Source organism: Candidatus Acidiferrales bacterium, from assembly GCA_035515795.1.
In the GTDB taxonomy this organism is placed as follows: Bacteria; Bacteroidota; Ignavibacteria; order Kryptoniales; family JAKASW01; genus JAKASW01.
Genome location: DATJAY010000005.1, coordinates 40,964 through 66,201, shown reverse-complemented (window position 1 = coordinate 66,201; position 25,238 = coordinate 40,964). Strand labels below are relative to the sequence as shown.

The window sequence follows — 25,238 nt, the reverse complement described above, 5'->3', positions numbered from 1 at the left end:
TTGTTATCGGAGTTGTTTAGTTAAGTTTGATTACCGAACAACTTCTTTTGAAGGATTTCTTCAAATGAGATTCTTTCAAAAGATTTTCGATCCTGACATTCGTCAGGATAAGCTCTGAACCCAATCACCTCCTTTGGCCAAATTGCGACCCGCTTCTCTCCGGGCCTTGCGAAGATCACCGGACTTGTTCGATGAAACCTTCGCAAGGCTGACAAGAGTGAAAGCGGCTGTCACAAATAGTTATTACTTTATCAAAACAAGTTTTTTCGTAATTGAAACATTTCCAGCCTGCAAGCGATAGAAATAGACTCCGCTGGCGAACTTTGCACCATCGAATGTAGCTTGATAATTTCCTGCGTGCTGAACACCGGAGAACAACGTCGATACTTCCTGTCCAAGAATGTTATAGACTTTCAGCGTTACAAAACCATTTCGTGGCACAGAATACTCGATCGTGGTTGACGGGTTGAACGGGTTCGGATAGTTTTGAGAAAGCACATAACTCTCAGGCGTACCGGGACGCGACTTCACGCCGGCCATAATTCCAGTAAGATCTCCTGTAGTAAGCGCATGAAGGATAACTGAATCTTCACCAGCTGCCTGTGCTTTCCACGGAGTATATTGGTCTATTCCCGTCGATGAATTAGGTCCCCACCAATGATACAAATCTCCAAGCGGGAATCCACCTATTCCTGCAGTGTATAATGCGGATTTAGTGTCGTAGGATAAATCTTCGCTCATTGGCCATGCTCCATTTTTGTCATCACTACCTTGATTGTATGCCCAATTAATTTGCGCGCTGGTAAAGTATCTCCCATCCAAGAAACCTTCGATGCTGTCGACCTGGGTCGGCGGCAAGTTGAAGTTTGGATTTGCGATGGAAGCGTTATAGGAAGTATCGTCGGAAGGATAAAGATTGGCTAAGTTAATATAGGGAAAGCGCTTATTCCCCAGAGAATCGTTCCCAAACATTTGACGTGCAGGTAAATTCATCATCGGCTGGGGACGCGGCTGAGAAGTGTCGCTGGCCGGATTGACCGTGACAGGGTTGCTAAACCAGAAGTCGGTCAGCCATTTCTCTTCATAAAAGCTGTTGTTGGCAAAAAGTATATGCCGATCGGCATCGGTGTAAGGAAAAGTTACTGCGTCAGTGCCTTGAGAATAGTTGCTGGCTGCCAAACTGTCAACCTGAAGTATGGCGCCGATCGGATTAGTACCTGCAGCCCTCGAGAATCTACTATAAGTAGCACTCATGTTGTCACCGTACATCCATGTATTCACGAAAATGCAGTTAGTGACGTCAAGCCAGTGCCACACGTCTCCTTCCAGAGGGAAACAGCAAATATTTAGGAACGTGCAATGATTGAGCCACACATAGTCTGAGTAGCAAGGCTTCTCATTCATGAGAACGTACCCCATGTTAGCAAAGGTACAATTCTCGAACGAGAGACTGTCGGTGTGCCATTTGGTATCACCAAATTGCCACGAGATTGCTCTGCCATAATAGATGAAGTAATTATCAACGTCATTCCGGAAATAGCAGTTCTTGAAAGTCCCTCTGAAATGCTGGCATTCTGGATTTATACAACCATTCGCACTGGTTTTCTGCAAATCGAATATGCAATTTTCAAAATAGGCATGTTCTCCTTCACCGCTATTATTTGCAATACTATCGTCCTCTATGAATATACCTGCTCCATTTTGAGTGCCGCTGGTGTTTACATACATCATCCAGATATTCTTCATGTAGAGATCACCGAAACAGTCGAAATTCTGTGTCCATGTTACTCCATTGCCAGTTTGCATAACTATTTGCGGTGGAGGTGATGTCGGTGTCGGATCGGGCGCAATAATGGTGAGTTTCTGATGGACCGGAGTGGTGACTATGCCATTCAAGACATAATCCTGACCATATCCAAATCCGGAGGGAACTAATCTGAAAACGGTGTTTGAAAGCGTTCCTGCACTGATGACAGAGTCAATCGCATGATCAAGATTTCCACCACTGGCGCCATCAGGAGGAACATCTAAAGTATCGGTTTGTGCGTATAACGATACCGGTATCATGGCTGCTGCGAAAAGCAGAGCCCAAATAAAATGTCTCATTTTACTTCTCCTTATAGTTGATTTGCGTTTCAAATGACTTTTCGTCATTCACTTTTTCCCAAAGGAATCCCTCCGGGACACTATTCACGTTATTCACAGTGTAACCCTAACTCCAAGGTCTGCTGTTAAACCATAAAAGTTTTCGGAAGTGAAACCACCGATCGTCTGCTGAGCAGCAATATTGGATTCACTGTTCAAGTTGTTGGCATCCGCATAAAGCTGGAGACCTGCCCAGGGAAGCATCTGCCTCACAGAGGCATCTATTCGAAAGTAGTTCCTGGTAAATCCATCCTGGTAAGGAAAACCTCCGACGTAGTTGACGGAATTACCCTGGAAGACAAAAGAGACTCTGGCAGAGAAGCCTTTATAGTCGTATCCGATATAGGAATTCATTATGTCGTTTGGCTGGTCAATCAATCTTCCACTGCGTGAACTATCGATCAAAATGGTCGTGAACCTCGGCGGCGGAGTAGGATTGTTAATAGTACGAGGGAACAGGAACGGATAGGTCGCTGACGACGAAATGTGAGTATAGTTAATGCCGAAAACGACCCCATTTAACGGAGCCGGCAGGTACCAAAATCTCGTTTCGAAATCTGCTTCTACACCTTTGACATAGGCCTTGTAAGGGCTATTTATGTAAGTATACACTGCCCCAACTTGCTGATTTGGCCGAACTCCATTGGGAAAGACGAACGACCCGGTAGAATCGAACCCTGCTGGAACGGACTTTGGATTATCAAACATCGGGTAGTTCGTGGAGAATGTAAAGTGAGAAATGGTTTTGTAAAATCCTCCTATTGTCAGGAGGCCAATGGTGTTGCTGTGAAACGTAATCTCGACGTCGTGATTGTATGCCTGTGCAGGCCTGAGATCAGGGTTCCCTGCCCAAACATTATTATGGCTGTAATCCAGGTAGAAGTGTGGATCAAGCTGCGAATAACCAGGCCGCGCAAGTGTCTGAGTGTAAGCATATCGTACGTCAACCCAATCAAGAACGTTATATCTTGCCGTTACCATGGGGAGCCAGTAATGATTTTCTGGATAGGCAGTCACAGGGTATTTACGTTGACCTGAGGGAGTAGGATCATCGAGCACATCCCATGCAGCAAACAATGATTTGTCCTCTTCAAATCTCGCACCGCCAACCACCATAAAGTCAGGTCCGAAATCCAATTCTGACATCAAGTACGCTGCATAATACCTCTCTATATATTTATAGTCGTTAGGATAATTTTGATATATGCCATCATACCACCCGCCCGCACCACTTATCGCACGGAACACGGTATCCCTGGAGAGATAATTAACGGCATAATTCAAAATAGTTGGGTCGACAACCCAGTACATCCTTCCAAACCTATCGCTTAGGAAACTGTCATAGAGATTTGAACTGCGAGGTGTTGTGAAAAAATTAGCGGTGAAATTACCGCTGGCCCCTGCCAGCTGGGGAAAATGGGCTATGAGGGAATCACCCATTATTGTATTGGGATCGGTGGTAGTCCCTCCTCCGGTCACAGGTCCGCTTACATTGCCGTAAGGGGTACTTTGAGCATTAGTGTGATAATTGTAACGATACTCACCGCCGAATTTGAAGTAGCCCGAAACCGATGTCCCCAAATCAAAAGGCATTTTGAAGTCCCCCTTGTAAACCTGGTCGTTCTCATGATAATCGGAACTAAACAAACCCATATTGGTCAATGTGGTCACACTGTCACCTGCATACTTTGTCTCATTTATTAAACCCTCTGGAGGTGTATTGAGAGGAGTTGGAGGATATGATTGCTGCTGTTGAAACTGAAAATCAGGGAAGGATGGAAGATGATTGCGGGAATAAGTATTCGCAGCTAATAATTCCACAGACATGAATCCAAAATCATTCGTAATATTTAATGTGTTGATGGCGAGATCAGTATTGTCGTTACCTGCTCCATATGTGAAAGCAAGCAGTTTCGTCACGGTCGAATAGTCCAGGTTCTCCTGGTAATCTTGATAATTGGAATTGAGGCGGCTTATCATATTTACCGACTTTATAGAGCCCGAAGGGAGGCTGTAATCAAGAATTAGATTTGCACCGTAGCGCTTCCTGGTTTCGAGATGACGTTGAAGTCCAACAGTATTTACCTCAACCGAATCAGGCTTTGGACTGGTGTAGGTGGCAGTCATGTTATCTGCATTTCGGTCATACTGCTCCATATTTCCAAGAACATACACACCGAGCATATCATTGAAAAAGCGATCGCTGGCCGATGCCACAGCCCTATAATTTCCATAGGTGTTGCTTTTCTCCGTGTAGCCTGATTGCCACAATGCGTCGCCATGGAGTCCGGACGGTGCCTCTCTTAGAGACATATCGACAAAGCCGCCGATGGCATTCGCATTCATGTCCGGAGTGAGCGTCTTATAAACTTCTATAGATTTGATCATGTACGGGGTAATCATCGTAAGATCAACGCTTCTGTCATTGTCAATCGAATTGGCAGGGTTGGGTGAAGTAATATGTGAGGTCGCACCGATCTGGTTACTTCCAGTTGCCGCAAGCGTTACTCCGCTCACGGCTACTTCGTTGTATTGTGGAGCCAAACCTCTGATCACGACCTTATCATCCTCGCCCGAACTTTTCAGAGTCGAAACGCCGGGCAGGCGGCCAATAGCCGCTGCCGCGTTGAAGTCCGGGAGCTCCTGTATCCTTGCCTCGGAGACGACATTCGCAATCTTGTTCGAGGCAAGCTGTTGGTTGATTGCTTGTATTTGCCCTTGCGCCTGAGCTGTCACGACAACCACCTTACCTTGCACGGCGGTTGCCTCCAGATAAAAATCCTTTGTCAAAGTCTCACCATCAGGAATATCTACAGTCACGGTGATTGGAGTATAACCGATATAGGAGACAACGACACTTTGATTGCCGCTCGGGGCGTTATGAACCAAGAAATCTCCATTCAGGTCGGTAGACGCTCCAACGCTAGTGCCTTTCACAAGAACCGTCGCTCCCGGCAGTGCATCCTTTGTCGTCGCATCGAACACTTTTCCTTTCAGTGTTCCGGTCCCCGCCGCCAAGGCCGATTGAATCGCCAAAAGGGATACCATGCCCAGAAAGAGCAACGCCCTTCTTATCATTCGGTTTGCACTATAGAACATATTCTTCTCCCTTTTTTGTAATTCCGAATTCATCTCTTTAGTTCCCTCTCTCTGCGAAGAGTAAGGGTAACTAGGAGATTCTTTTCAACTCTCAGTTAATCGAAGCAATGTTATAAGCAAATGTTCCATCTCCTTGCATTAGTTCGTTGCCGCACTCAATCACCGCACATTGAACTGCTCAACCAGCCTTGCGACACAGCGTAACTCATAAATGTGTCCATGCTGCCGCTCACACTCCGTCCGTTGTATCTGCCGAATTCATTTCAATGACGCAATCAATTTTCTTTTGCCTCGCAATGGGTTCCAGCTTGCCAATACTCAAAAACTCTTTCTCCGCTCTGCCAACTCATCCTGGATTTGTAAATTTAGTTTCTTGCTGATGCCGTAAAACAAAATCGCAACAACGCCCGCAAAGAAAGTCAACGCCGGATATATGCTGGAAGCCATTCGGATTCCAAAGAGGGCATGAGCGGTCTGTACGGCATTCGGGACGTAGTCATATGCCGAAAGAATCCATCCGCATATTGCGCCGCCCAGTCCAAGTCCTGCCTTCAGACCGAAAACTATTCCCGCAAACACAAGTCCCGTAGCACGCCTGCTCGTTTTCCATTCCGAATAATCGGCTACATCAGCCATCATCGCCCACAGGAGAGGAATAGTAGGACCATACGCGAGCGACTTAAGAATATTCAAAACAAACGCGGGACCGACCGCCTGCGCCGGCAGCAAGATGAACATCGCCGTGAAAACCGCCGTGAAGAAAAGTCCAATGGTAAATACGGCTTTTTTCCCGAAGCGCTTCGCCAGAACCGTAGAAACCATGACGCCGAGGATGTTCATGAGCATGCCTGCCATATTGAACAGGCTGAACCCAACACCCGAGACATTGCTTCCGTCTTTGCCGACAATGAGCCCGAATGCATTCAGAATTCCATACCAAAAACCGCCGGTCCCCGGTTGAACTTGACCCAAACCTATTGATTGAAGGAAGTTAAACAGCGCATCTTTGTCCACGTAATAGGTGAAGTAATAAAACATGCCGCTTCCCCACATCGCGAGTGTTATGAAGACAAAAAGAGTCGTGATAAACATCGTGATCCATGGTCCGGTCTTCAAAAGACCCACCAGGTCTTTCCTCGGGGAAGACTTCTGCTTCGGATCAGGCTTGATGCGTTCCCTGACGCTGAAAAAGGTTATGAGGAAAAAGATTATGCAGACGATCGCGAAAACTCCGATCGTCATCGACCATCCTTTTTGAGGGTCGTCCTGACCTAGTTTATATACCATCGGCAGCGTGAAACCCTGAACTATCAGCGCAACTGCCATTGAGAAAAAGAATCTGTAAGACGAAAGCGATGTCCTTTCATTCACATCGCCGGTAATGACACCATTGAGAGCAGAGTAAGGAGTGTTGTTAACCGAATAAAGAGTCATCAAAAGGACGTAAGTTATATAAGCATATATGATCTTTCCCGTCGCACCGAAATGGGGTGTGGTAAATGACAGGACAAATATCACCGCGAAAGGAACCGCCGACCATAGAACCCAAGGCCGAAATTTTCCCCATCTTGTGTTTGTGCGGTCTGCCAGGGTACCCATAAACGGATCGAATACCGCATCCCAGAAGCGTCCGACAAGAAGGAGTGTGCCAGCAGCAGCGGCAGTAATGCCAAAGACATTCGTGTAGAAAGGAAGCTGAAAAATCAGCATCGTCTGGAAGACAAAGTTCGCCGCTCCGTCACCGAAGCCGTAGCCGATTTTTTCCCTTACGGAAAGTTTTGTAACGGCGGTTTCGGATGTTCCCGCGACACCGGTGGCAATTTCGACTGAAACGTTTTCACCTTTTTCCTGCATTGTCTTCCTTTAGATATTAGCGTTTAGCAATTAGCATCTAACTTTTCTCGCCTCTTTTTTCCAACAATTCATCGCCGTTCTTCCGCACCATCACAGCACATGAAGAATAATCTTCGATAGATCTTCATCGCGTGAAGAATTCCCAACCATTATCTCAAAATCTCCCGGCTCAACCACATGTTCCATGTCAATGTTCGTGAAAGCCAAGAGCTCAGGCGAGATAGTCAACGCAACTGTCTTGGTCGCGCCCGGCTCGACCCTGATTCTCTCGAACCCTTTCAGTTCCTTTACCGGTCGCGTGACGGAGCTTATGACATCATGAATGTAGAGTTGAACTACTTCATCGCCAGTTCGCCTGCCAGCGTTTGTCACGTCGACGAAGACCTTAGCCGATTCATCAGGAAGAATAGTTGCCTTTTCAAGCCTAAGGTTGTTGAACTTAAATCTCGTGTAACTTAACCCATAACCAAAGGGGAATAGCGGAGTAATATCGTCATCCAAATATCCGCGGCGTGCGGACGGCTTACGATTGTAGTAACAGGGCACGTGCCCAGAGGACCTCGGAACGGAAATCGGCAGCTTCCCTCCCGGGTTACAATCCCCAAAAAGCACATCTGCCGCCGCGCGACCAGCCTCCTGCCCGAGATACCAGCATTCAAGTATTGCCGGGATGTGTTCTGCAATATAGCCGATAGAAATCGGCCTCCCGTTAAACAGCAAGACCACAACAGGCTTGCCGGTTTCCACAATCGCTCTTGCAAGCTCTTCCTGCATACCGAATAAATTCAAATTCGCCCTGTCACCAAGGTGAACTTTGCTCCACGCCTCACGCGATGTCTGCTCGTTGTCGCCGAGAACGAGCACAACGACGTCGGATTTCTTCGCTGTTTCTACCGCCTCAGCGATCAACTTCCGATTATCTTCGGGATTCGCAAATGTCACTTTGTCTTCGTTCCAAGACCCACCGATGGTGATTTTACATCCTTCACTGTATAAGACCCTGGCATTAGCTCCAACCTTTTCCGTTATTCCTCCCAATACAGAAACAAAATATTTCGGGGTGCCGCTATAGCCCCCTATGAGCGTGCGGTCGGCATTGGGACCGATAACTGCAATTGATTTGTACTTCTTCAGATCGAGCGGCAACAAATCGTTCTCATTCTTGAGAAGAGTGATGGTTTCGCTGGCCGCACGTAATGCAAGCGGTCGATCCTTCTCTAACTTGATTTCATTCTTAATGGACCCAGGATCAACATAAGGATCCTCGAACAGGCCGAGCTCGAACTTGTACTTCAAAAGAGAGGCAACTAACTCATCCACAACTTCTTCGGCAATTTTGCCTTCCTGAACAAGCTGCTTTAGACTAGGGTAGCAATCGGGATCAGGGAGCTCGATATTAACTCCAGCATTCGCAGCAAGCACTGCGGCTTCTCGTTTATCTTTGGCAACACCATGGCTGTGCGTGTCATCCTTGCTGTTTAGTTCCGTGATTGCATAATAGTCGGAGACAACATATCCATCGAAGCCCCATTCACCGCGAAGAACGTCTCGTAATAGCCATCTGTTGGCGTGTGACGGCACTCCGTCAATTTCATTATAAGAGGCCATGACGCTTTTCACTTTGGCCTTCTGTATGACTTCCTTGAAGGGATAAAGAAACGCATCCCGCAGCAGGCGCTCGGAAACGTTAACCGGTCCGCAATTGGATCCGGACTCCGGCTGTCCGTGCGCAGCAAAGTGTTTCAAGGTCGCGATTATGTGTTTTTTGTCTTTGAATGTGCCATCACCTTGAAAGCCCTTCACTGCAGCGATGCCCATTCGCGAAACCAAATACGGATCTTCTCCGAAAGTCTCTTCGACCCTTCCCCAGCGCGGCTCGCGCGCTATATCGACAACGGGAGTCAGTGCCTGATGCACTCCTCGCAAGCGCGCATCTTCGGCGATCGCGGCGTAAATTTCTTCGAGGAGTTCCGGGTCGAAAGTCGACGCTAACCCGATCGGCTGAGGATAACTCGTAGCATCCTTTGCAGCAAGACCGTGGAGACATTCTTCATGAAATATCACCGGGATACCGAGCCTTGTTTCCTCGACAAAAAATTTCTGAATCTTGTTCGCAAGTTCCGCCATCTCAGCGGGACTCAACGTGCCGCCCGTAGCTCCAAATGCGCCGCCGGTATCGCTCAGTCTCGCTATTTGACCAACACCGAGCTTGAAATGTGCTCTGAGATTTTTGAAACTCAGTTTCCCCTCTTCATCAAACAACAACGCCCTCTTCTGTCCCCAGATACAAAGCATCTGAGCAATTTTTTCTTCGACCGTCATTCGATGCAATAAATCTTGAGTTCGCTCTTTGACAGAGAGTCCGGGATTCCTGTATCCTGGTACATCAACCCTGGATTGGCGATCTTCGATTTTCTCTTTCAGTAAAACTTTCTCGCTCATTTGATATGACGCTTTCAAGACTTTTTGTTAATTCGTGAAGGACCTGGCACTTGTCTATTCAAAGCTTGTAGCGCAAAAGACATTTGCCGTCTATGCGCTCCACCGACTCAACGGGATGGAGTATTTGCAAGCTGTTGACAACAGATCTTTCATTGGACACCGAGATGGTCCTGCTGATGGCGGAATATCTCATTTTTGTTTCGCTAAACCGATAACCTGGATTTCACTGGACCATAAATCAGTTTAATACCAATTGAACCGTTTCAATAATACAAGGAACCTTTTCAAATGTCAAGGGGTAAAGTGGGAAAATTTTTTGCGGCAAAATTGTGAGGTCGTCCCGTGGCCCTTAAACTCCATGGCCGCAATTGACTCCTGCGTTGAATCATGCACTGCTATCTCACAACAACAAGCTTCTTTACTTCGGCAAATCTTCCAGCCTCGATCCTATAAAAGTAAACTCCGCTCGGCAGATCACCCGCGTCAAACGTAACATCATGGGTTCCTGCGTTCTGTCTCCCGTGCACCAGTGTCGCTATCTCTCTTCCTAAGATGTCATAAACTTCCAGGGTCACATAGGTCTCGATCGGCAGTTGGTATTCGATCGATGTCACCGGGTTAAACGGATTCGGATAATTTTGACTCAAGAAATACTTTGACGGAATCGGTGAGGCAGGGTTCTCAACCCCAGTAGGATTCGTTGCAATATATTGTCGCAGCCACGTTATTGCGGGTCTTTCCGAGCTGTCGGATCTAATGAGGTAAGCGTTGGTACGCCATATCTGGCCTTCAATGTAGCCCCAAAGCGTGATTCCTTTGACTGAGGGACTCTTCCAGAAAATAGGGAACTGCTGTTCATAAATTGCCAATTGAGTGTTGTCATCTGCTTCGTTTACATCGTACTCTGATATGTAGATGGGCAAGCCGGTCGCCGCAAGTGCATTGAGATTTCCTTTTATCGTGTTTGTATCGGTGCTCTCTAAGGAATGACCTTGACACCCGATTCCATCTATCACATTGCGCGCCTTGAGCAGATTGATTATGTTGATGTAAGTAGTAGTGTTTGCCGCACTGTTCAGGATGTTATATTCATTTATAAGAAGTTTAGCATTTGGGAAATATTGGCGCGCCTTCTCAAATGCCCAGATGACCCAGTCCCAGCCCGTCGCCCCGGCTCCGCCGAGTGCCTGAATGTAGTTGGCATTGCCGTTCTGCCCGTTCGGCGGCGTGTGAATCGGTTCGTTTACAACGTCAACAAAGGCTGCTTTAGGAACGTTTGTCCCGCACAACCTGATCCATGTTTCTACCATCTGAACTTGATGTAACGAATCAAGACCTGACATCCACGAAGGCTGCTGCTGTCCCCAAACAAGATTGTGGTCTTTGAACGGGAACCCGTTTTTCACTGCATAGTTGTAAATCAGCTTGAGACTTGCCCAATTCCACAAACTGGTATCCTGACTGGCTGCAACACTTCCCCATTTGCCCGCGTTCTCCGGTGTGACCTGATTCCAGTACGTGCTGAAATTCGACGGTGCGCTTGTGCTTATGATATTGCCAAGAAATTTGTTTTGCCCGGCGGCCAACTGAGCGTATGACCGTGCAGGCAGAAAAACGAGCGCCGTGAGTACCAGGGCCAACCCCATCATACAAGCCGGGACGCGAACAGCGCTAAGTCTTAACCTGACTAACATGGTTCTACTCCTTCATGATTTCTCATTGTTAACGTTTATAACTCGCGCTCAGACTATGTCGGTCCCTTCGACTGGAGAAATACTCTAATCGGCTGACCAACATCAAAGTGTCTTTCCATGATTACGAGCGTACCGTTTTCTCCGAGGCAGCAAAATCGAGACAAGTCTTCGTGAGTCGAAACCCAATCGAGCTCGTCTTGTGAACTGAGCCGACTCACTCCCGTCCCTCTCTGAGACTCGAGAGGGACAGGGGAGATTGTCAATGGTTTTTATTTCATGTAGACAAGCTTTTTCACTGAAGTGAAATTGCCGGAACCGTCCATGCTGGCAGCTTGAATCCGACAGAAATATATACCGCTGCTCAAGCCCGACGGATTCCATTGAACACTGTACTCACTTGCGTGTTGGACACCATTCACCAGGCTGGTGACTTCGCGGCCGAGCAGATCATAGATCGCAACTCGCACATAGGAATTCTTCGGAACGCTGTAACGAATTGTCGTCGATGGGTTGAACGGATTCGGAAAGTTCTGCGAAAGTGCATAACTCGCAGGCAATCCGCCAAGGCTCTTGACGCCGGTCACTCCGGTAGTGAAAGAAATAGCCGCTGAGTAAGAGCTCCTCCCTTTGGTATCATACGCTTGAACACGCCAGTAGTATTGGGTGTTTGTGGCAAGGCTGAGCTGGATCGTCGTGTCAATTACAGTAGAGTCGTTGAAGACCAATTGGGGAGTCGAAAACGTTTGGTTGGTTGCAACCTGAACATGAAAAACGCAGGGGCGACTGTTGGTATTCCACGTCAGTGTTATTTTGGGATTCTGACCAACCGCACCATCATTTGGCGACGCGAGCACGGGAGCATCAGGCGCTATGGTATCAACAGGTACTTTAGCTATAGTTAGATCGTCGATCCAGAACGCGACGGGCGCGTATGCGCTGTTTGCAGGTAAGCCGAAGTGAATGGGTGCCCTCAAAGAGGTGTCACCTTTTACCGTATTAAAAGTCGACGAGTATCTTCTCCAACTATCTGTTACCACAGCGCTGCCCATTCTGTATCGTTCGTTGTACGTTACCGGAACACCGACAGTAAAGTTCACCACTGCACCTGGCGGATCGGCTTTTGCCCAGACTGAATAAACGTAGGTAGCGGCAATGGTATCCACTTTGATCGGTTCATTCACAACCTGGACATCCCAATCCTTTGATGTCGCATCGACACTCAAAAGGCCGACCATCAGCGAGTGGCTTCCTGAATGCACAGAATCATCAACGATCAGAAAGATTGTTGAATCAGGTGCACCCTGTAGCAGTGTCCATCCATCAAAAGTATAGCTAGAATCCTGCTCACCGAGCGGATAATCTTCAAACCCGCCATCGGGGTTAGAGGGCGTTGTCTGTGCCATGGCAGTCTTCACACCTGATGTGAAGAACACCAGAGCAAGACAAGCAAAAAGGGATAGGAACAAGTTTTTCATATTTCCTCCATAAGGTTTTTGAAATCTCAGCAAAGAAATCCAAACAAATTAGAATCACACCTGGGCGTATTGTATTTGCATTTCAAGCTTCAAAGCCCCAGGCTTACACTGAAACTGTTGATGTTGCCAAGCACACCGAATTTTATATAAGAGTAGTCAAAAATGACGGTAGTCGAGCCGACCACATTGTACCGTACGCCGGCGCCCAGATTTAAGCCCTGCTGAGAGTCGGGGTTGAAAAGTCCTTTGTATCCTGCTCTCAGGAAAATCAGATTGTCAAAAGAGTACTCACCGCCCACGTTGACGGACTCCACGTCGTCACTTGGGTGAAGCGCATCGGCGGACAAAATCAGGTTGCTGTTGTACGCTCCCTTGAGAACATCCATTGAGACGCCGACGCGAAAGAGTAACGGCAGGTCATACGCATCGGTCTGCAGCTGGCTGTTGATGTTCGGGTTGTTGCCTGAAATACTTGGGTCTGTATCAACCTGCACGGTTAAGTCACGTCCGCTCAGCTGCATTTTCGTCCCGTAATTTGAGATGCTCATGCCAAGCTTCAATCCATCGAGATGTGTGTCGAACAACGCTCCGACGTCAAGAGCAAATCCTGTCGCGCTTTCGTTATACAATCTCTCGTTGATATACTTGCCGCTAACGCCGACTGCAAATTGGTCCGTCAAATTGCGCGCATAGCTTATGCCGAATGAGTAACTCGCCGCGTCGAAAAATACGCCTGTACCATCCGGGTTGTCGACCGTGGTCTGCTCAATCTGGCCCATGGTAAGAAATGTCGCATTCAGACCAAGGCTGCCAAAATTTCCGAGGCTCAAGGCTGCGGCCGCATAATTAAACGACAAGTCCGCGATCCATTTCGTATTCGAGAATGACGCCTCGAAGCCGTCTATCCTGGCAATGCCGGCAGGGTTCCAGTACATCGCAGTTGGATCGTCTGCTACAGACACATACGCACTGCCCATGGCTGTTCCACGGGGACCGACATCTATTGCCAGGAATCCTGCGGCAGTAGTCCCAACCTTGCTGACTCCCTGCGCGCGCGATTCCAGATTCAACACGGCGGTCAAAAGAAGCATCAACAAAACGAATACCTTCATTTTCGAGACTCCAGTTTTGAAAGGGAAGGAAATCATATGTTTGCCTGTTGTGTTCATTTTATTCTCTCCCTATTTAATGACAACGAACTTGTCAATCTTCCTGCCGACGCCGGGAGCATCTATGTAGTAGATGTAGATGCCGTACGCGATCTCAAGATTATCCTTAGACAACATGTTCCACACTTCTGTACCATCATCCATAGGTGCATTGTGATGGATCGTCTTGATCAACTGTCCTCGCACGTCAAAAATATCGATCGTGCATTTTTGAGGCAGGTGAGTGAAATGCAGCTCTCTGGTTCCACGGCCATTGGAATAAACGTTGTGAGGCTCCCATGAGTTGGTAACGATATACGGATTTGGAACTACTCTTATCTTGCCCATCTCGGCTTTTGCCTTCGTTGAGTCCACCGTTTCTGCCTTGGTGGTAAATGTATAGGAGTCGTTTGACAGAAACGGATGAGTCATTGGGAGAATCAAGCGATCACCCGGCTGAGGATAGCCACTTGTCTTCGCCGTGGTATCCACGTTAAACTTCAGTGCCCATCCCGGAATTGTGTCGGTTTGATTCAGGAAGATTATAACATCGGAGGCGGAGGCTCCCGTTTTTACTTTGCTGAAGGAAAAAACTCCAGGGCCGCCTTGCATCGTATCACTTTCCAAGAACGCGAAATCGACCTTCTCGCCAGTCTTCGTGTCTTTTATCGTGAAGTCTACAGGAATCGCAGGGACCTTCTGATAGATATTGGGCAGTACATAATTCTTGAAGGGCTTTGAGGTATCAACTCCAACTTCTCCAAAATCGATCTCGTAAGAATTCGTTGGAATTAAATCAGTTGGCATATGTTTCGTGTCTCCTGAACGGTACGGCACAAAAATGTAGTATGGAAGAGGCTCGGCATCGATACTATCCTCGGGGGCTCTTCTTGCCCATCCTGCTTTCGCCGCTGGACTGAAGTCTAAGTACAGCATTGCCGGATCGTTCTGGAACGACAGCGAGAAACCATCATGGTTGACCAATGCCAGTTCGTCGTTATTTGCGGCGAAGAGCGGCGAATTTGATATAACCGTATCACCCGACGTGGTATCTACCAGAGTGAAAGTTCCGGTGGTCTTCAGGGTAGCAGCCTGGTAGTATTCACCTTGCTGCGTCGATGTGGGTTGATATAGCGTGTCTTTGTCCCCAAACGTAATACGATATGTGTGATTTTCCTTGACTTTCGTGCCATCAACGATCTTGTAACTGAGTGCCCCATCAGCAGTGTTATTCAGGCCCGCCCTGAACTTCGACGTATCAAGATCGGCCGGGACGTAGCCGGCTGCCGGGGAATTGGGAACAACTCGGATTACGTTAGTACCATGATCATAAGTGCCATCCGGATTAAGCGCAACGTATTTCGAGCATTCAGCTGGAGCAATATCATGTGCTGCATCTCCATGGTCGTACGAGGTTACCGCATAGTAATAGGTCATCCCATTTACCGCGGTCGTATCGATGAAGTAATGCCTCAGCCCGGTATCATTGCCAAGCCAGAAGTAGATGCCCTGCAGCGCGTAAGGCACAGCAGCATAGCCTTTATAGTCCGTAGTGTTTGTGGAATCAACCAGACCGGGAGTCTGCGATTCATCGATATCAAATTGCGCCGACGGCTTTCGCATGATGACGTTGCCTTGTGCATCCGTTATCGGGGCCATATCGCTCCAGTCCGGATATGTTGAGCGGTAAATTTTGTATCCTTCAAAGTCGTGTCCGCTGATGGGATCCTTCGATCGTTCTGCCCTCGTGTCCCAGAACAGCGTCACCTTATGATTGCCGGTTACGACCGACGTGATCACAGGGATATCCGGAGGTTTCGAGAAATTGTAATTCTGATCGTAGGCAAGCTGGACGAAATCCTTTTCCTGCAGCAGGTTGTCCGGAGGCGTTGCGGGTCCGGCTCCTCCGGTCCAGCCGCCTGACGGACCGGCAACAACGATGAATGAGTAAGAGATTCTCTCGATGTCACCAGGAGGCAATGGAAAATAACCCGCTCCGAACGCGAGTTCAACATTAGATGCCTGATCGTATGCGTAAAATGAACCCGGCGCAAGCCTGTTCCACCACCCCTGATCGTCATCTTGTTTTCCGTTCCCAAACTTGTCAGCAGTATTCCATTGATATAAATTGAAGCTCGTTAAGCCGACCATGTCACTCTCATTTATGTCGGTTTTATCAAAGTGCGTTTCTCCTGGAGTGGGCAGGCCGTCGCCTTCACCCTTGTCGGCTCCAGGATATCCCGGATCGCCGGGTCCTAAACCATCCTGGCCCGTATCGTCATTAAGTCCGTAGCTATCGCGATTGACCCAATTACCGTTGTTATCGACACCATCGTCTCGTCGTTCATCTATCAGCGGATTGAGCGAACCGTTACTTGTCTGATCCGGATTAGCATAGTCAATATACTTGTGCCCCACATAAAGGTAATTGATGATTCCCGTCGATGGATCTGCGACTCCCCTGTTTTCGTCGATGATTCCGTTCAGATTATCATCAAACAAATTATCACCGATCTCTTTCAGAGTATCTCCCGCCCAAAATTCATAAACGAATCCGCCGAATGTAATATCAAGAGTATCCGCTGGCCCTTTCCCCTGATCAGCGAGTGCCTGCCTAAAAGTTGTAACAGTACGCTTGTAATGCGGATCCCTGTAATCGATCAGCACAATCTTGTCGTCTATGCCAAGGACTTTTGGCTGGAACATATCTGTGGTGATGGTTGGCCCGGAGCCAGCATAGAAAGTCTGCGGCCCGTTGATTGTCGCCAGCTGCACTGCACCGACTTCATGGTTCGCCATGCCGTAGTTCGGACTATTTGGATTTCCATCATTGTCATTGTCAATCCCGTCAAAGGGATCACCGGGCGTCTCCAACAAACACGCGCCGGAAATTCCAACGGGTGTTGGTCCCCAGTCCGAAGCACCGAGACCGTTATTGTCCCAGGTCCAGGAAAGATTGTTGGAAATATCGTAACTCCCGCCATCATCACCCGCGTCCGGTCCGCTGTTTGTCTGCCCCATGTTGTTTCCGATCTTGTAGCCGAAAACAACTTTGTTATGCTGGTACGTCCCGATGTTTTCCAGATCGCTTACGATAAACAGTGCATCTTGAACCAGAGTATTTGACCATTGAAATCCTCTTACGAACATTCGTATTCCCAGCCCGCCTCTCGTTACATCGTTTGTGTCCGGCCTGAATGAAGGGAATTTCTGTTTCGCGTAATCATCCGCTACGAAATAGCTTTCTTCATCCGCGTTGAATTTGTCCCTTCCAAAGTAGCCGTTCCATGAACCGGCCCAGCCATCGGATGAATATATCTTATACGGATTTTTCAGATCTGCCACATCCGGCCAGGAACGGGGCCACGACCCTGCCCCCTTGGTGTAGTCGAACCATTGTTGGCCTCCTTTCGCCATTGCTATCAATTGATCGTTCGGATTGGCAAATCCCGGAAGAGGGAGAAAAGTCCACCATGCATTAGTCACCGGATCCTTGTCCCCCTGTGTACCACCTCCGGGAGCTGCTTTGACAGTGCTCTCGACGTGCCGCACGGTCCCGGGAGCCAATAAGAGACGGTGATTTATAGGATCGTAGTTGTCGGCAACCTCGGAAAGTACGTACGTGTCTCCATCGATGAGATACCAGTGCCCGCTGTTTATCGGCCATTCGCCGGGAATATCTGTCTTGACGATGCTCATTCCCGGATAATTCTGAGTCTGTCCGCCCCATGTTCCGTCATTGAAAAAGGTTGTCCTGAACTGGTTGCCGGAATGCATTCCGATACGGTACTCTCTGTCATCTCCGTGCAGATTTTCCATTTGGGCAATTACTGTCGACTTGAAAAGTCCGACCATAGAAAGTAAAGCCGAAACAAAATACAAGAGCCTCTTCATTCTATTATCTCCTAATTCTCATTTAAAATCCTAATGACACTCCGACTTGGACCTGACGCGGCGAGGTGAACCAACCGGGTTGAACAACATATTCGTCAGGAGTACCTACTCGGCTTGAATTGTAAGAAATCTGTGACAGCCGCAGAGGGTTGGTTGTGTAATCAGGGCTTCCAGTGTCACCGTAAACACCCAATGCATCTCTCTGATCGAGCAAGTTGTAAACATTTATGAAAAGCTCGACGTATGTGGAAGAACCAAACCGGATTCTTTTGCTCACGGTCAAATCAATATCTTTCTGGTCAGGTTTGTATGCGCTATTGGTAGTCAGGCCTGTTACTGCAGAAGCACCTGTAGCTTCGGCTGATGGGAAGCTCGGGGTGTACGGTTGTCCGCTCCAGTAGGTTCCGATCAGCGAGATCGTCCAATCGCTCTTGCTATATACTAACTCAGCGTTGAGCGTGTGCCTTTGGTCCCAGTTCATCGGAACAAGGGCAAGAACCGGCGCCTGATTATTCAGAATTGCATTGTAAGCATCTGTGGGATTTGAATAGGTTCCTTCTGCAACCTGGAACGTGTAGTCGACCCGGAAGGAGAAATTGTTATCGAATCGTTTGTCAAATTTTAGGGTCACACCACGCACATTTTCATAATCCTTGTTCTCAAACATTGCGTATGTTACACCGACCTGCGCGGTTGTAATTGGCGCATCGCTTGTTCCGACCCAGTCGCGCACATCTCTGTAAAAGAGGGTCAAGTCAACTCCGATGTCGTCGCTTAACTGCTGCTGCAACCCGATCTCGTACATGACAGTTCGCTGCGGTTTCAGGTCCGGGTTCCCAAATAGTGCCGCATTGGTAGCGGTGCCGCTGCTGATCTTGAAATCCGGATCACTATAAAGATATTGGAATTCCGGTATCTGGAAGAAATGACCATAAGAGAAGTGGATCACTCCTCGATCCGTAATAGGAAATGCGATCCCAAGCCTGGGGCTAAAAGCCGTCTTCGGGTCAACCTTTTTTAACATGAAGGCTCTGCGTTCAGCGGGGGTGTATTCGGTGAAATTACCTGAAGCCAGGTTGTCTGCAATCCATTGGCTCAACGCCCCTTGATAATCCGTCGGCATCGGAATCCAACCCTTATACGTGTGCTCAGGTTTAAATGGAGAATATATGTCAGGGTCTGTAGGATCGGTAGGAATGTACGACTCAGCATTGAAGTAATCATACCTCAAACCGACGTTGACAATTATGTCGTTGAATTCCATTTTGTCCTGAACGTAGGCCGAAAACTCGCGCGGCTTTCTATCATACATGCTTCTGTAGATGCTTGATGGATCCGGCACGGCAGGCACAAACGGCGTTACCACCGATCCTGTCGAATCGGTCGCCGGAACGATTTGATAACGATCCAATGTAAGCTCATGAAGTCGGGCCTCCGCCCCAAACTTGAGCTGATGAGATTTGTTTATCTGACTTGTCAAATCGAGCTTGGCGTCCCAGTACGCGGTGCTACGGTATGTGTGGGTCGGGTCCATGCCCTGGTTCATGAAGCTGTAAGAAGCTGGTGCATTGTAGCTCCCGTCGGTGTTTGGTTGAATGTAGCCGTCAGGACCGCTGGGATCGGGCACGTAAGTATACTGTGCTCCCTCTTGAATAAGGTCTTGCAGGTGTGCCTTCCCTGCAGGTGTGCTCGGATCAAAAGTCTCGGCAACAATTGGCGGGCTCTTGGTCGAGTCCGCATTAACACTTATAAGATATTTCACAGATTGGGTCGGGCCGGCAAATACGTATTGACTCATCGCCGAGGAATATCTGCTGACATGCACTTCGTAAAAAGTTGAAGGGGAAATGTCATGACTCAACGTAAATATGTGTGTGTAAGAGTCTCCGAAGGACTGGGGCAATCCACCGGGGTCGTACAAGTAGTCGTGAGAATTGAAACTATAAGGGAAATCGTTCGAACTGAATGGGTAATAAGTCCGGTCTCTGTTCCACTTGTTGTAAAAAATCTCATAGCTCGTCTTTATTGTGCTGCCTAATTTCAAGGTGAGTTTTCCCTGGGTCGAGATATTTCGATAGGGGTTCATCGGCACGACTGAACTATCACCCGGCACGCCATCGGGCAAGAACCAGCTAACCCCGTAGAAATATCCGGGATTGTTGTAGTAACGTTCGTTCGTAAAAAATGTCAGATAATTTTCCAATAGTGGTACGGGACCGCTTAGAGTAAACTCTCCATCATAAACTGGGTGCACCTGCTCAAGCGGATAGACTTTATTGCCGCCTGTAATCTCGGTCGTGTTGACACCATTCTGATTTGTTACAGGGTCTTGCGCCGTGACAAGACTCTTGTATACGCTAAATGTTCCGTCATTGCTTAGATAATTACCGCCATAAGCTCTTATTTGTCCGGAATAATTCTGGCCGCCGTCCTTCGTGACAATATTGACGATCCCCGACATTGCCTGACCATATTCGGCATTGAAGGTACCGCTAACGACCTGAAGCTCCTGAATCGAAGAGTTTTCAACCGACAGGGTCATCGAGTTGTTGTAAACGTCGGTGGTTGCGACACCGTCGACCCAATATGCAACCTCGCCTGGTCTCCCTCCGCGAATAGTGATCTGACCGCTGCTCATGACTATGCCGGCGTCTAGCCTCAGCACCTGCTGGACATTGTCGACGGGCAGAGCTTGAATCTCACTTGCAGTCACTGTCGAAAGAGACGAAGTCATGTCCTTTTGTACCAGCGGCCTCCTTTCGGCGGTGACCACGACGGTCTCGCTCTGGACCGCAGCCTCGCTCAATTCCATATTTACGGCCGTCGTCAAATCTATGTTCACCTGAACATCTTGAACCTCGGCTCTCTGGTATCCAACCATCGAAAAAACCAGAGTGTAAACACCCGGCTGGACATTCAATATGGCATAGTTGCCGTTGAGGTCACTCGACGCGCCCATCGTGGTCCCTTTTATGACGACATTTGCGCCAATTAACGGCTCTTTGGTTGTTGCGTCGGTAATCGTACCGGCTATCTTACCGGTTGTACCTCCTAGTACTTTGCCGGCCGTCAATGGCAGAAGCACCAGAAACAAAATTGTAATTCTAATTTTCATAGGACCTGGCCTCGATTTAATTGGGTTCTTATTTCGATTATCTATTTCTCCCGCTCCGCGTACCTCAAGTCTCCTGAAGCAATCAGAGCCGGGAAATTGGGAACGACAAGAGGATATGGGTTCTGCGGCTGCCATGCAACCATATCTACATGCGTCAGATTGATTTTCTTGAATTCGTTGCAGTTTATGCGAATAGAATCGCTGTAGACTCCCTGCAAACTGTCCAGATACGCATCCCAAAACTTTATCTTTCCAAGATTATCGCTTTCTTTGATTAACCCCTTATCCAACGCGGCATCCATGATGCTCTTCGCTTCATAGCCCGACATAAAGGAATCCTTCCACATCTCTTCAGAGATTCTTGCATCTGCAGTAGTATCCAAATGTTCCCTGTAAGCATTCCGCGTCAGGAAATGATCTCTCATCAGATCGACGACTGCCAACTCAAATTGTCTTTTGAAGTTCGTGGAATCTGCATCGGTGTTTCTAAAAACGAGTGGATGAGACATCACTTCGTCCCGGAAATCGCCGACAGTCCACACCTTTTTGTCCAAAGTGAAGAATGGCGAATCCAGATCGATGTTGGGCCTGACGGGAATTTCACTTATTCTGAATCTCGTGGAATCCTGTCTGCTTAAGTATTTTTCCATTGCCCAGTTAGAGAGGACCTCAAATGTCTCTCTGTTGAAATCCAATTTCTTCCCGCGCATTACCTTTGACTCATAGGCGCGCCACAATTTGTCTCCCTCGATTCGGTGCAACTTACTCTGGACTTCATTCCATCTAACCACTTCGTCCTCGCCACCCAGGATCGGATGATCCGCCCAATTAGTTACTTTGATTAGTATATGTTGACCGTCGCTAAGTTTGATCGGACCGACAACTGTGCCAACATTCAGGAGCTTTGCAAACAAAGCATCATGGATCGCATCGTCATCGGGGTCATCGAATTTCACATCATGGACAGGTTTCCTGTTCAGAGTTTTCTCCTCGGCCAAGAACAGACTGTCGCTGAACTGCGGAAGTTGATTCTTCACCGTCTTCATTGCACGCGCCAGCTTTCCGCTGCTTATCGTACAATATTCGACAGTGTATTCGCGTTGTGAAAGTCTGCATGCGTTTTTCACGTTATTGATATCTAACTCGACCTTGTCGTATGCCTCGGCGTAATAAAGCTCCTCTCGCATTTTTTGCTCTTTGATGCCTCTTATGTTGTCGAGCATTTCACGGCTCAGCGGGAGCTTGTGCCGTTCCGCTTCTATCGCGAGGAGCTTTTCCGATATCAGATTGTTAAGAGTGGTATTTTTATCCTCGAATGGAATTGGTCGTGGAATAAACTCGCTTCTTTGTTTGAACTCTTCGACAGTAATTACCTTGCCATCGACGGTCGCAAGAATTTTCTGCCCGGATCGATTTTGAGCCGCGGTAACCGCAAGAGAAAGGAAGGCAAAGACAAAAAAAGGTGACCTTATGTGTCTTCGATTTAGTATCAAAGTCAATTTAGCACCTTCCGCTCTTAGCCATGATAGTTTGATAGGTACCGTCTCGGTACACCCTGCGAAATGAGGACCCGTAAGAAAGAAAAGGGGTCATCGATGGTGCCGGTTGATTAATATTTTTGGGAGATGGTGTCCGCCCGGCGGAAAAGATCGGTTTGTTCAACACTCATGCACTGCCTCCTGTTATTGTTTGCATAAAAAGCCAGAATCCGGTTCTAAATTATGAACCAGTTTTATGACAATTGAACCGATTTAATGATATGGAGAAACTTCTGGAAAGTCAAGAGGAAAACAAAAATATTGGAACAAATCGTCCGTCGGCCGAAATAAGGACCACACTAAAGAGTTAAAACACTTACGCTGCGTACCCGCAATGGATTCCCTGCAAAATCAAGAAGATCCGCCGGAGTAAACAAAAACCCGGTGTTGTCTTGATCATTTTCATTATTATATCATTGGGAAAAATTTATCCGCCCACGGTTTGAAGTTTGTTTAATCATAAACATTTGCTTAGTTTCCACTGGCAATATTAAGAACCGTTCTTTAATAATAGCGTTAACTTTCGTTCAAGGTTATATCACCCACGACACGACAATCATTTCTTGCCAAATCAAAAGAGGAGATGGAAAACATGTTAGTCGTTGTACATGAAGACTACGATGCGATGAGCAAAAGGGGAGCTGAAATTGTTGCATCAAGAATCAGGCAAAAGCCCAATCTTGTTCTCGGGCTAGCGACGGGAAGTTCGCCGCTCGGGCTTTACAAAGAACTCATAAGGCTTCACAAGAACGATGGCCTCGACTTCTCAAAGGTCGTAACCTTTAATCTTGACGAATACATCGGACTTCCGCCCGAACATGACCAGAGTTATCATTATTTTATGCGGGAAAATCTCTTCAAACATATCAATGTCAACCCCTCCCATGTTTACATTCCCCAGGGAATGTACGGCGATTTAAAAATTTCTTCGTTCGAGACCGAGCCAAAGATTGAACAATTTTGCAGGTGGTACGAAGACGAGATGAGAAAGTACGGCGGCATCGATATGCAAATCCTCGGAATAGGAGGGAACGGCCACATAGCTTTCAACGAACCCGGATCTTCACTGGGATCCCGAACAAGAATAAAAACTCTTACTGAAAAAACTGTCAGGGACAATTCTAGGTTCTTTAAGAACACGAAAGATGTTCCACGATACGCAATAACAATGGGAGTCGGAACGATAATGGAGTCTAAAGAATTGCTCCTCCTCGCAAATGGAGATGGAAAAGCGGATGCCGTGAAGTCCGCTGTCGAAGGACCTGTTACCGCAATGTGCCCGGGTTCCGCCATGCAGCTCCACAGGAAAGCAATCATCTTGATCGACAAGAAGGCCGCAGCAAAACTCTCTGCAGAATTTGTGACTTACGGTTAAGAGTAAATGCTGGATGTTCGCCGGTCCTGGTCATAGATTAACGCAGGCTACCCGTTGTGCACCATAGGCATCAACTGCATTCATGTAAAGAGACAATTGAGATTTTGTCAATAACGTCAAAGGTAATTTATGCATCTCTGCATATTCGAAGATAATTATTATAAAAAACTCTTGCCACTTGTTCATTTCCGTCCTGCTTATGACCTGAGGTGCGGAATCACCACTCTGAAAGAAAAAATCCTCCGGTCTTATCCAAATGTAACTCTCACTCTTCATTCGAGAGAATACCTGGCAAGTGTTGTCAAGGAAAAGAGTGCAGACGTCTCGGTGAACAAATTTCCTTCTGAGACAAAAGAGGCTTTGTTGATAAATGGCCGGCTTCTAATGTCAGCTGACGAAGCAAAGATTTTCGGAGACAAGTATCCCGGCAAAGATATTGTATTCTACAAGGACAACGTCGTGATCGCCGCATGGCTTTCGAATGAAAACCTGAATCGGATTAGATCTTCACTAAAAGAGGGCGTCCTGACGTCAGATTTGTTCGCGTCAATTAACAAGAGAGAATTTCAACAAGCGCCGCTCATTACTTTTCCCTGGGAGCTCTTCCAGTATAATGGATCGAGACTTGCTTCGGATTTTACCGTTCTAACCAATGGAACGCCAAAGATTCTCGGAAAGGTATATGAAGGAGTTCATCTATTAAATCCCTCCCAGATTCATATCGCGGAGGGAGCAAAAGTCAAACCGGGTGCAGTTCTCGACGCCGAGGAAGGTCCGATTTACATTTCAAAAAACGCGAAGATCATGCCGAACGCCGTGATTGAAGGTCCAGCCTTTATAGGCGAGAACAGCGTTATCAAGGTTGGTGCAAAGATTTATGAAAACACGACGATCGGTGAGACGTGCAAGGTGGGCGGCGAGGTCGAGGAGTCCATCATACACGCTTACTCCAACAAGCAGCATGAAGGATTTCTCGGTCATGCATATTTGGGAGAGTGGGTAAACATCGGTGCCGATTCAAACAACAGCGACCTCAAGAATGACTATGGAAGTGTCAAGGTCTATAATGACGGCTCGCTCATCGACAGCGGCTCACAGTTTGTCGGATTGACGATGGGCGATCATTCCAAGTGCGGAATCAATTCAATGTTCAACACCGGAACGGTTGTGAGCGTTTGCTGCAACATCTACGGAGCGGGAATCCCGCCGAAGTATGTTCCTGCATTCTCGTGGGGCGGTACATCAGACGGCTTCGTGACATATAAGATCGACAAAGCTATCGACGTCGCAAGAAAAGTCATGACGCGAAGGAAAACAAACATGAGCGACGCTTCCGAGCAGCTTTTAAGAAAAGTCTTCGAAATGACGAAAGAGGAGCGCGCCGCGACCGGTGTAAAGGACTAGTCGATCACGATATTGGTCTCAGTTGCGATTTTTTCTCCGGCCGCGTAGCTATCTT

At 47.7% G+C, this 25,238-nt stretch carries 12 protein-coding genes; 2 read left to right on the top strand and 10 right to left on the bottom strand.

Annotation, left to right across the window (positions count from 1 at the left end; genetic code table 11):
- Positions 1-243: 243 nt before the first annotated feature.
- The 10 genes from VLX91_04115 to VLX91_04070 all read right to left on the bottom strand — a co-directional run bounded on the left by VLX91_04115 (position 244) and on the right by VLX91_04070 (position 22,365).
- The gene (locus VLX91_04115; GenBank protein HUI29380.1) at positions 244-2,106 is read right to left on the bottom strand and encodes a T9SS type A sorting domain-containing protein; all 1,863 of its coding nucleotides are present in this window, start codon (positions 2,104-2,106) and stop codon (positions 244-246) included.
- 93 nt (positions 2,107-2,199) lie between these two features.
- The gene (locus tag VLX91_04110; GenBank protein ID HUI29379.1) at positions 2,200-5,244 is read right to left on the bottom strand and encodes a TonB-dependent receptor; all 3,045 of its coding nucleotides are present in this window, start codon (positions 5,242-5,244) and stop codon (positions 2,200-2,202) included.
- A 318-nt stretch (positions 5,245-5,562) separates the two neighbouring features.
- Positions 5,563-7,098 carry an MFS transporter gene (locus VLX91_04105; protein HUI29378.1) on the bottom strand — a complete coding sequence of 512 codons (1,536 nt, stop codon included), beginning with the start codon at positions 7,096-7,098 and terminating at the stop codon, positions 5,563-5,565.
- Positions 7,099-7,188: 90 nt separating this feature from the next.
- Positions 7,189-9,540 carry a glycoside hydrolase family 3 N-terminal domain-containing protein gene (locus tag VLX91_04100; GenBank protein ID HUI29377.1) on the bottom strand — a complete coding sequence of 784 codons (2,352 nt, stop codon included), beginning with the start codon at positions 9,538-9,540 and terminating at the stop codon, positions 7,189-7,191.
- A gap of 395 nt (positions 9,541-9,935) precedes the next feature.
- A complete protein-coding gene (locus tag VLX91_04095) occupies positions 9,936-11,234 on the bottom strand; it encodes an endo-1,4-beta-xylanase (GenBank protein ID HUI29376.1) in 1,299 nt (432 codons plus the stop codon).
- A 269-nt stretch (positions 11,235-11,503) separates the two neighbouring features.
- Positions 11,504-12,709 carry a T9SS type A sorting domain-containing protein gene (locus VLX91_04090; GenBank protein HUI29375.1) on the bottom strand — a complete coding sequence of 402 codons (1,206 nt, stop codon included), beginning with the start codon at positions 12,707-12,709 and terminating at the stop codon, positions 11,504-11,506.
- A gap of 89 nt (positions 12,710-12,798) precedes the next feature.
- A complete protein-coding gene (locus tag VLX91_04085; protein ID HUI29374.1) occupies positions 12,799-13,821 on the bottom strand; it encodes a PorV/PorQ family protein in 1,023 nt (340 codons plus the stop codon).
- Between the two features lie 69 nt (positions 13,822-13,890).
- The gene (locus VLX91_04080; GenBank protein HUI29373.1) at positions 13,891-17,751 is read right to left on the bottom strand and encodes a hypothetical protein; all 3,861 of its coding nucleotides are present in this window, start codon (positions 17,749-17,751) and stop codon (positions 13,891-13,893) included.
- Positions 17,752-17,773: 22 nt separating this feature from the next.
- A complete protein-coding gene (locus VLX91_04075) occupies positions 17,774-20,866 on the bottom strand; it encodes a TonB-dependent receptor (protein HUI29372.1) in 3,093 nt (1,030 codons plus the stop codon).
- Positions 20,867-20,907: 41 nt separating this feature from the next.
- Entirely contained in the window at positions 20,908-22,365 is a 1,458-nt protein-coding gene (locus tag VLX91_04070; protein ID HUI29371.1) for a hypothetical protein, read from the bottom strand.
- A 631-nt stretch (positions 22,366-22,996) separates the two neighbouring features.
- On the opposite strand from VLX91_04070, the gene nagB reads away from it, so the two are divergent.
- Both nagB and VLX91_04060 read left to right on the top strand, forming a co-directional pair.
- On the top strand, positions 22,997-23,779 hold the full coding sequence (gene nagB / locus VLX91_04065; GenBank protein ID HUI29370.1) for a glucosamine-6-phosphate deaminase: 783 nt from the start codon (positions 22,997-22,999) through the stop codon (positions 23,777-23,779).
- Between the two features lie 129 nt (positions 23,780-23,908).
- Complete coding sequence (locus tag VLX91_04060) at positions 23,909-25,183, top strand: GlmU family protein (GenBank protein ID HUI29369.1); 1,275 nt, start codon at positions 23,909-23,911, stop codon at positions 25,181-25,183.
- Positions 25,184-25,238: the final 55 nt, after the last annotated feature.

What these genes read in the sequence shown, in the direction of transcription:
- VLX91_04115 (HUI29380.1), bottom strand. Translation starts at nt 2,106, where the DNA reads ATGAGACATTTTATTTGGGCTCTGCTTTTCGCAGCAGCCATGATACCG.
- VLX91_04110 (HUI29379.1), bottom strand. Translation starts at nt 5,244, where the DNA reads ATGTTCTATAGTGCAAACCGAATGATAAGAAGGGCGTTGCTCTTTCTG.
- VLX91_04105 (HUI29378.1), bottom strand. Translation starts at nt 7,098, where the DNA reads ATGCAGGAAAAAGGTGAAAACGTTTCAGTCGAAATTGCCACCGGTGTC.
- VLX91_04100 (HUI29377.1), bottom strand. Translation starts at nt 9,540, where the DNA reads ATGAGCGAGAAAGTTTTACTGAAAGAGAAAATCGAAGATCGCCAATCC.
- VLX91_04095 (HUI29376.1), bottom strand. Translation starts at nt 11,234, where the DNA reads ATGTTAGTCAGGTTAAGACTTAGCGCTGTTCGCGTCCCGGCTTGTATG.
- VLX91_04090 (HUI29375.1), bottom strand. Translation starts at nt 12,709, where the DNA reads ATGAAAAACTTGTTCCTATCCCTTTTTGCTTGTCTTGCTCTGGTGTTC.
- VLX91_04085 (HUI29374.1), bottom strand. Translation starts at nt 13,821, where the DNA reads ATGAAGGTATTCGTTTTGTTGATGCTTCTTTTGACCGCCGTGTTGAAT.
- VLX91_04080 (HUI29373.1), bottom strand. Translation starts at nt 17,751, where the DNA reads ATGAAGAGGCTCTTGTATTTTGTTTCGGCTTTACTTTCTATGGTCGGA.
- VLX91_04075 (HUI29372.1), bottom strand. Translation starts at nt 20,866, where the DNA reads ATGAAAATTAGAATTACAATTTTGTTTCTGGTGCTTCTGCCATTGACG.
- nagB (HUI29370.1), top strand. Translation starts at nt 22,997, where the DNA reads ATGTTAGTCGTTGTACATGAAGACTACGATGCGATGAGCAAAAGGGGA.
- VLX91_04060 (HUI29369.1), top strand. Translation starts at nt 23,909, where the DNA reads ATGCATCTCTGCATATTCGAAGATAATTATTATAAAAAACTCTTGCCA.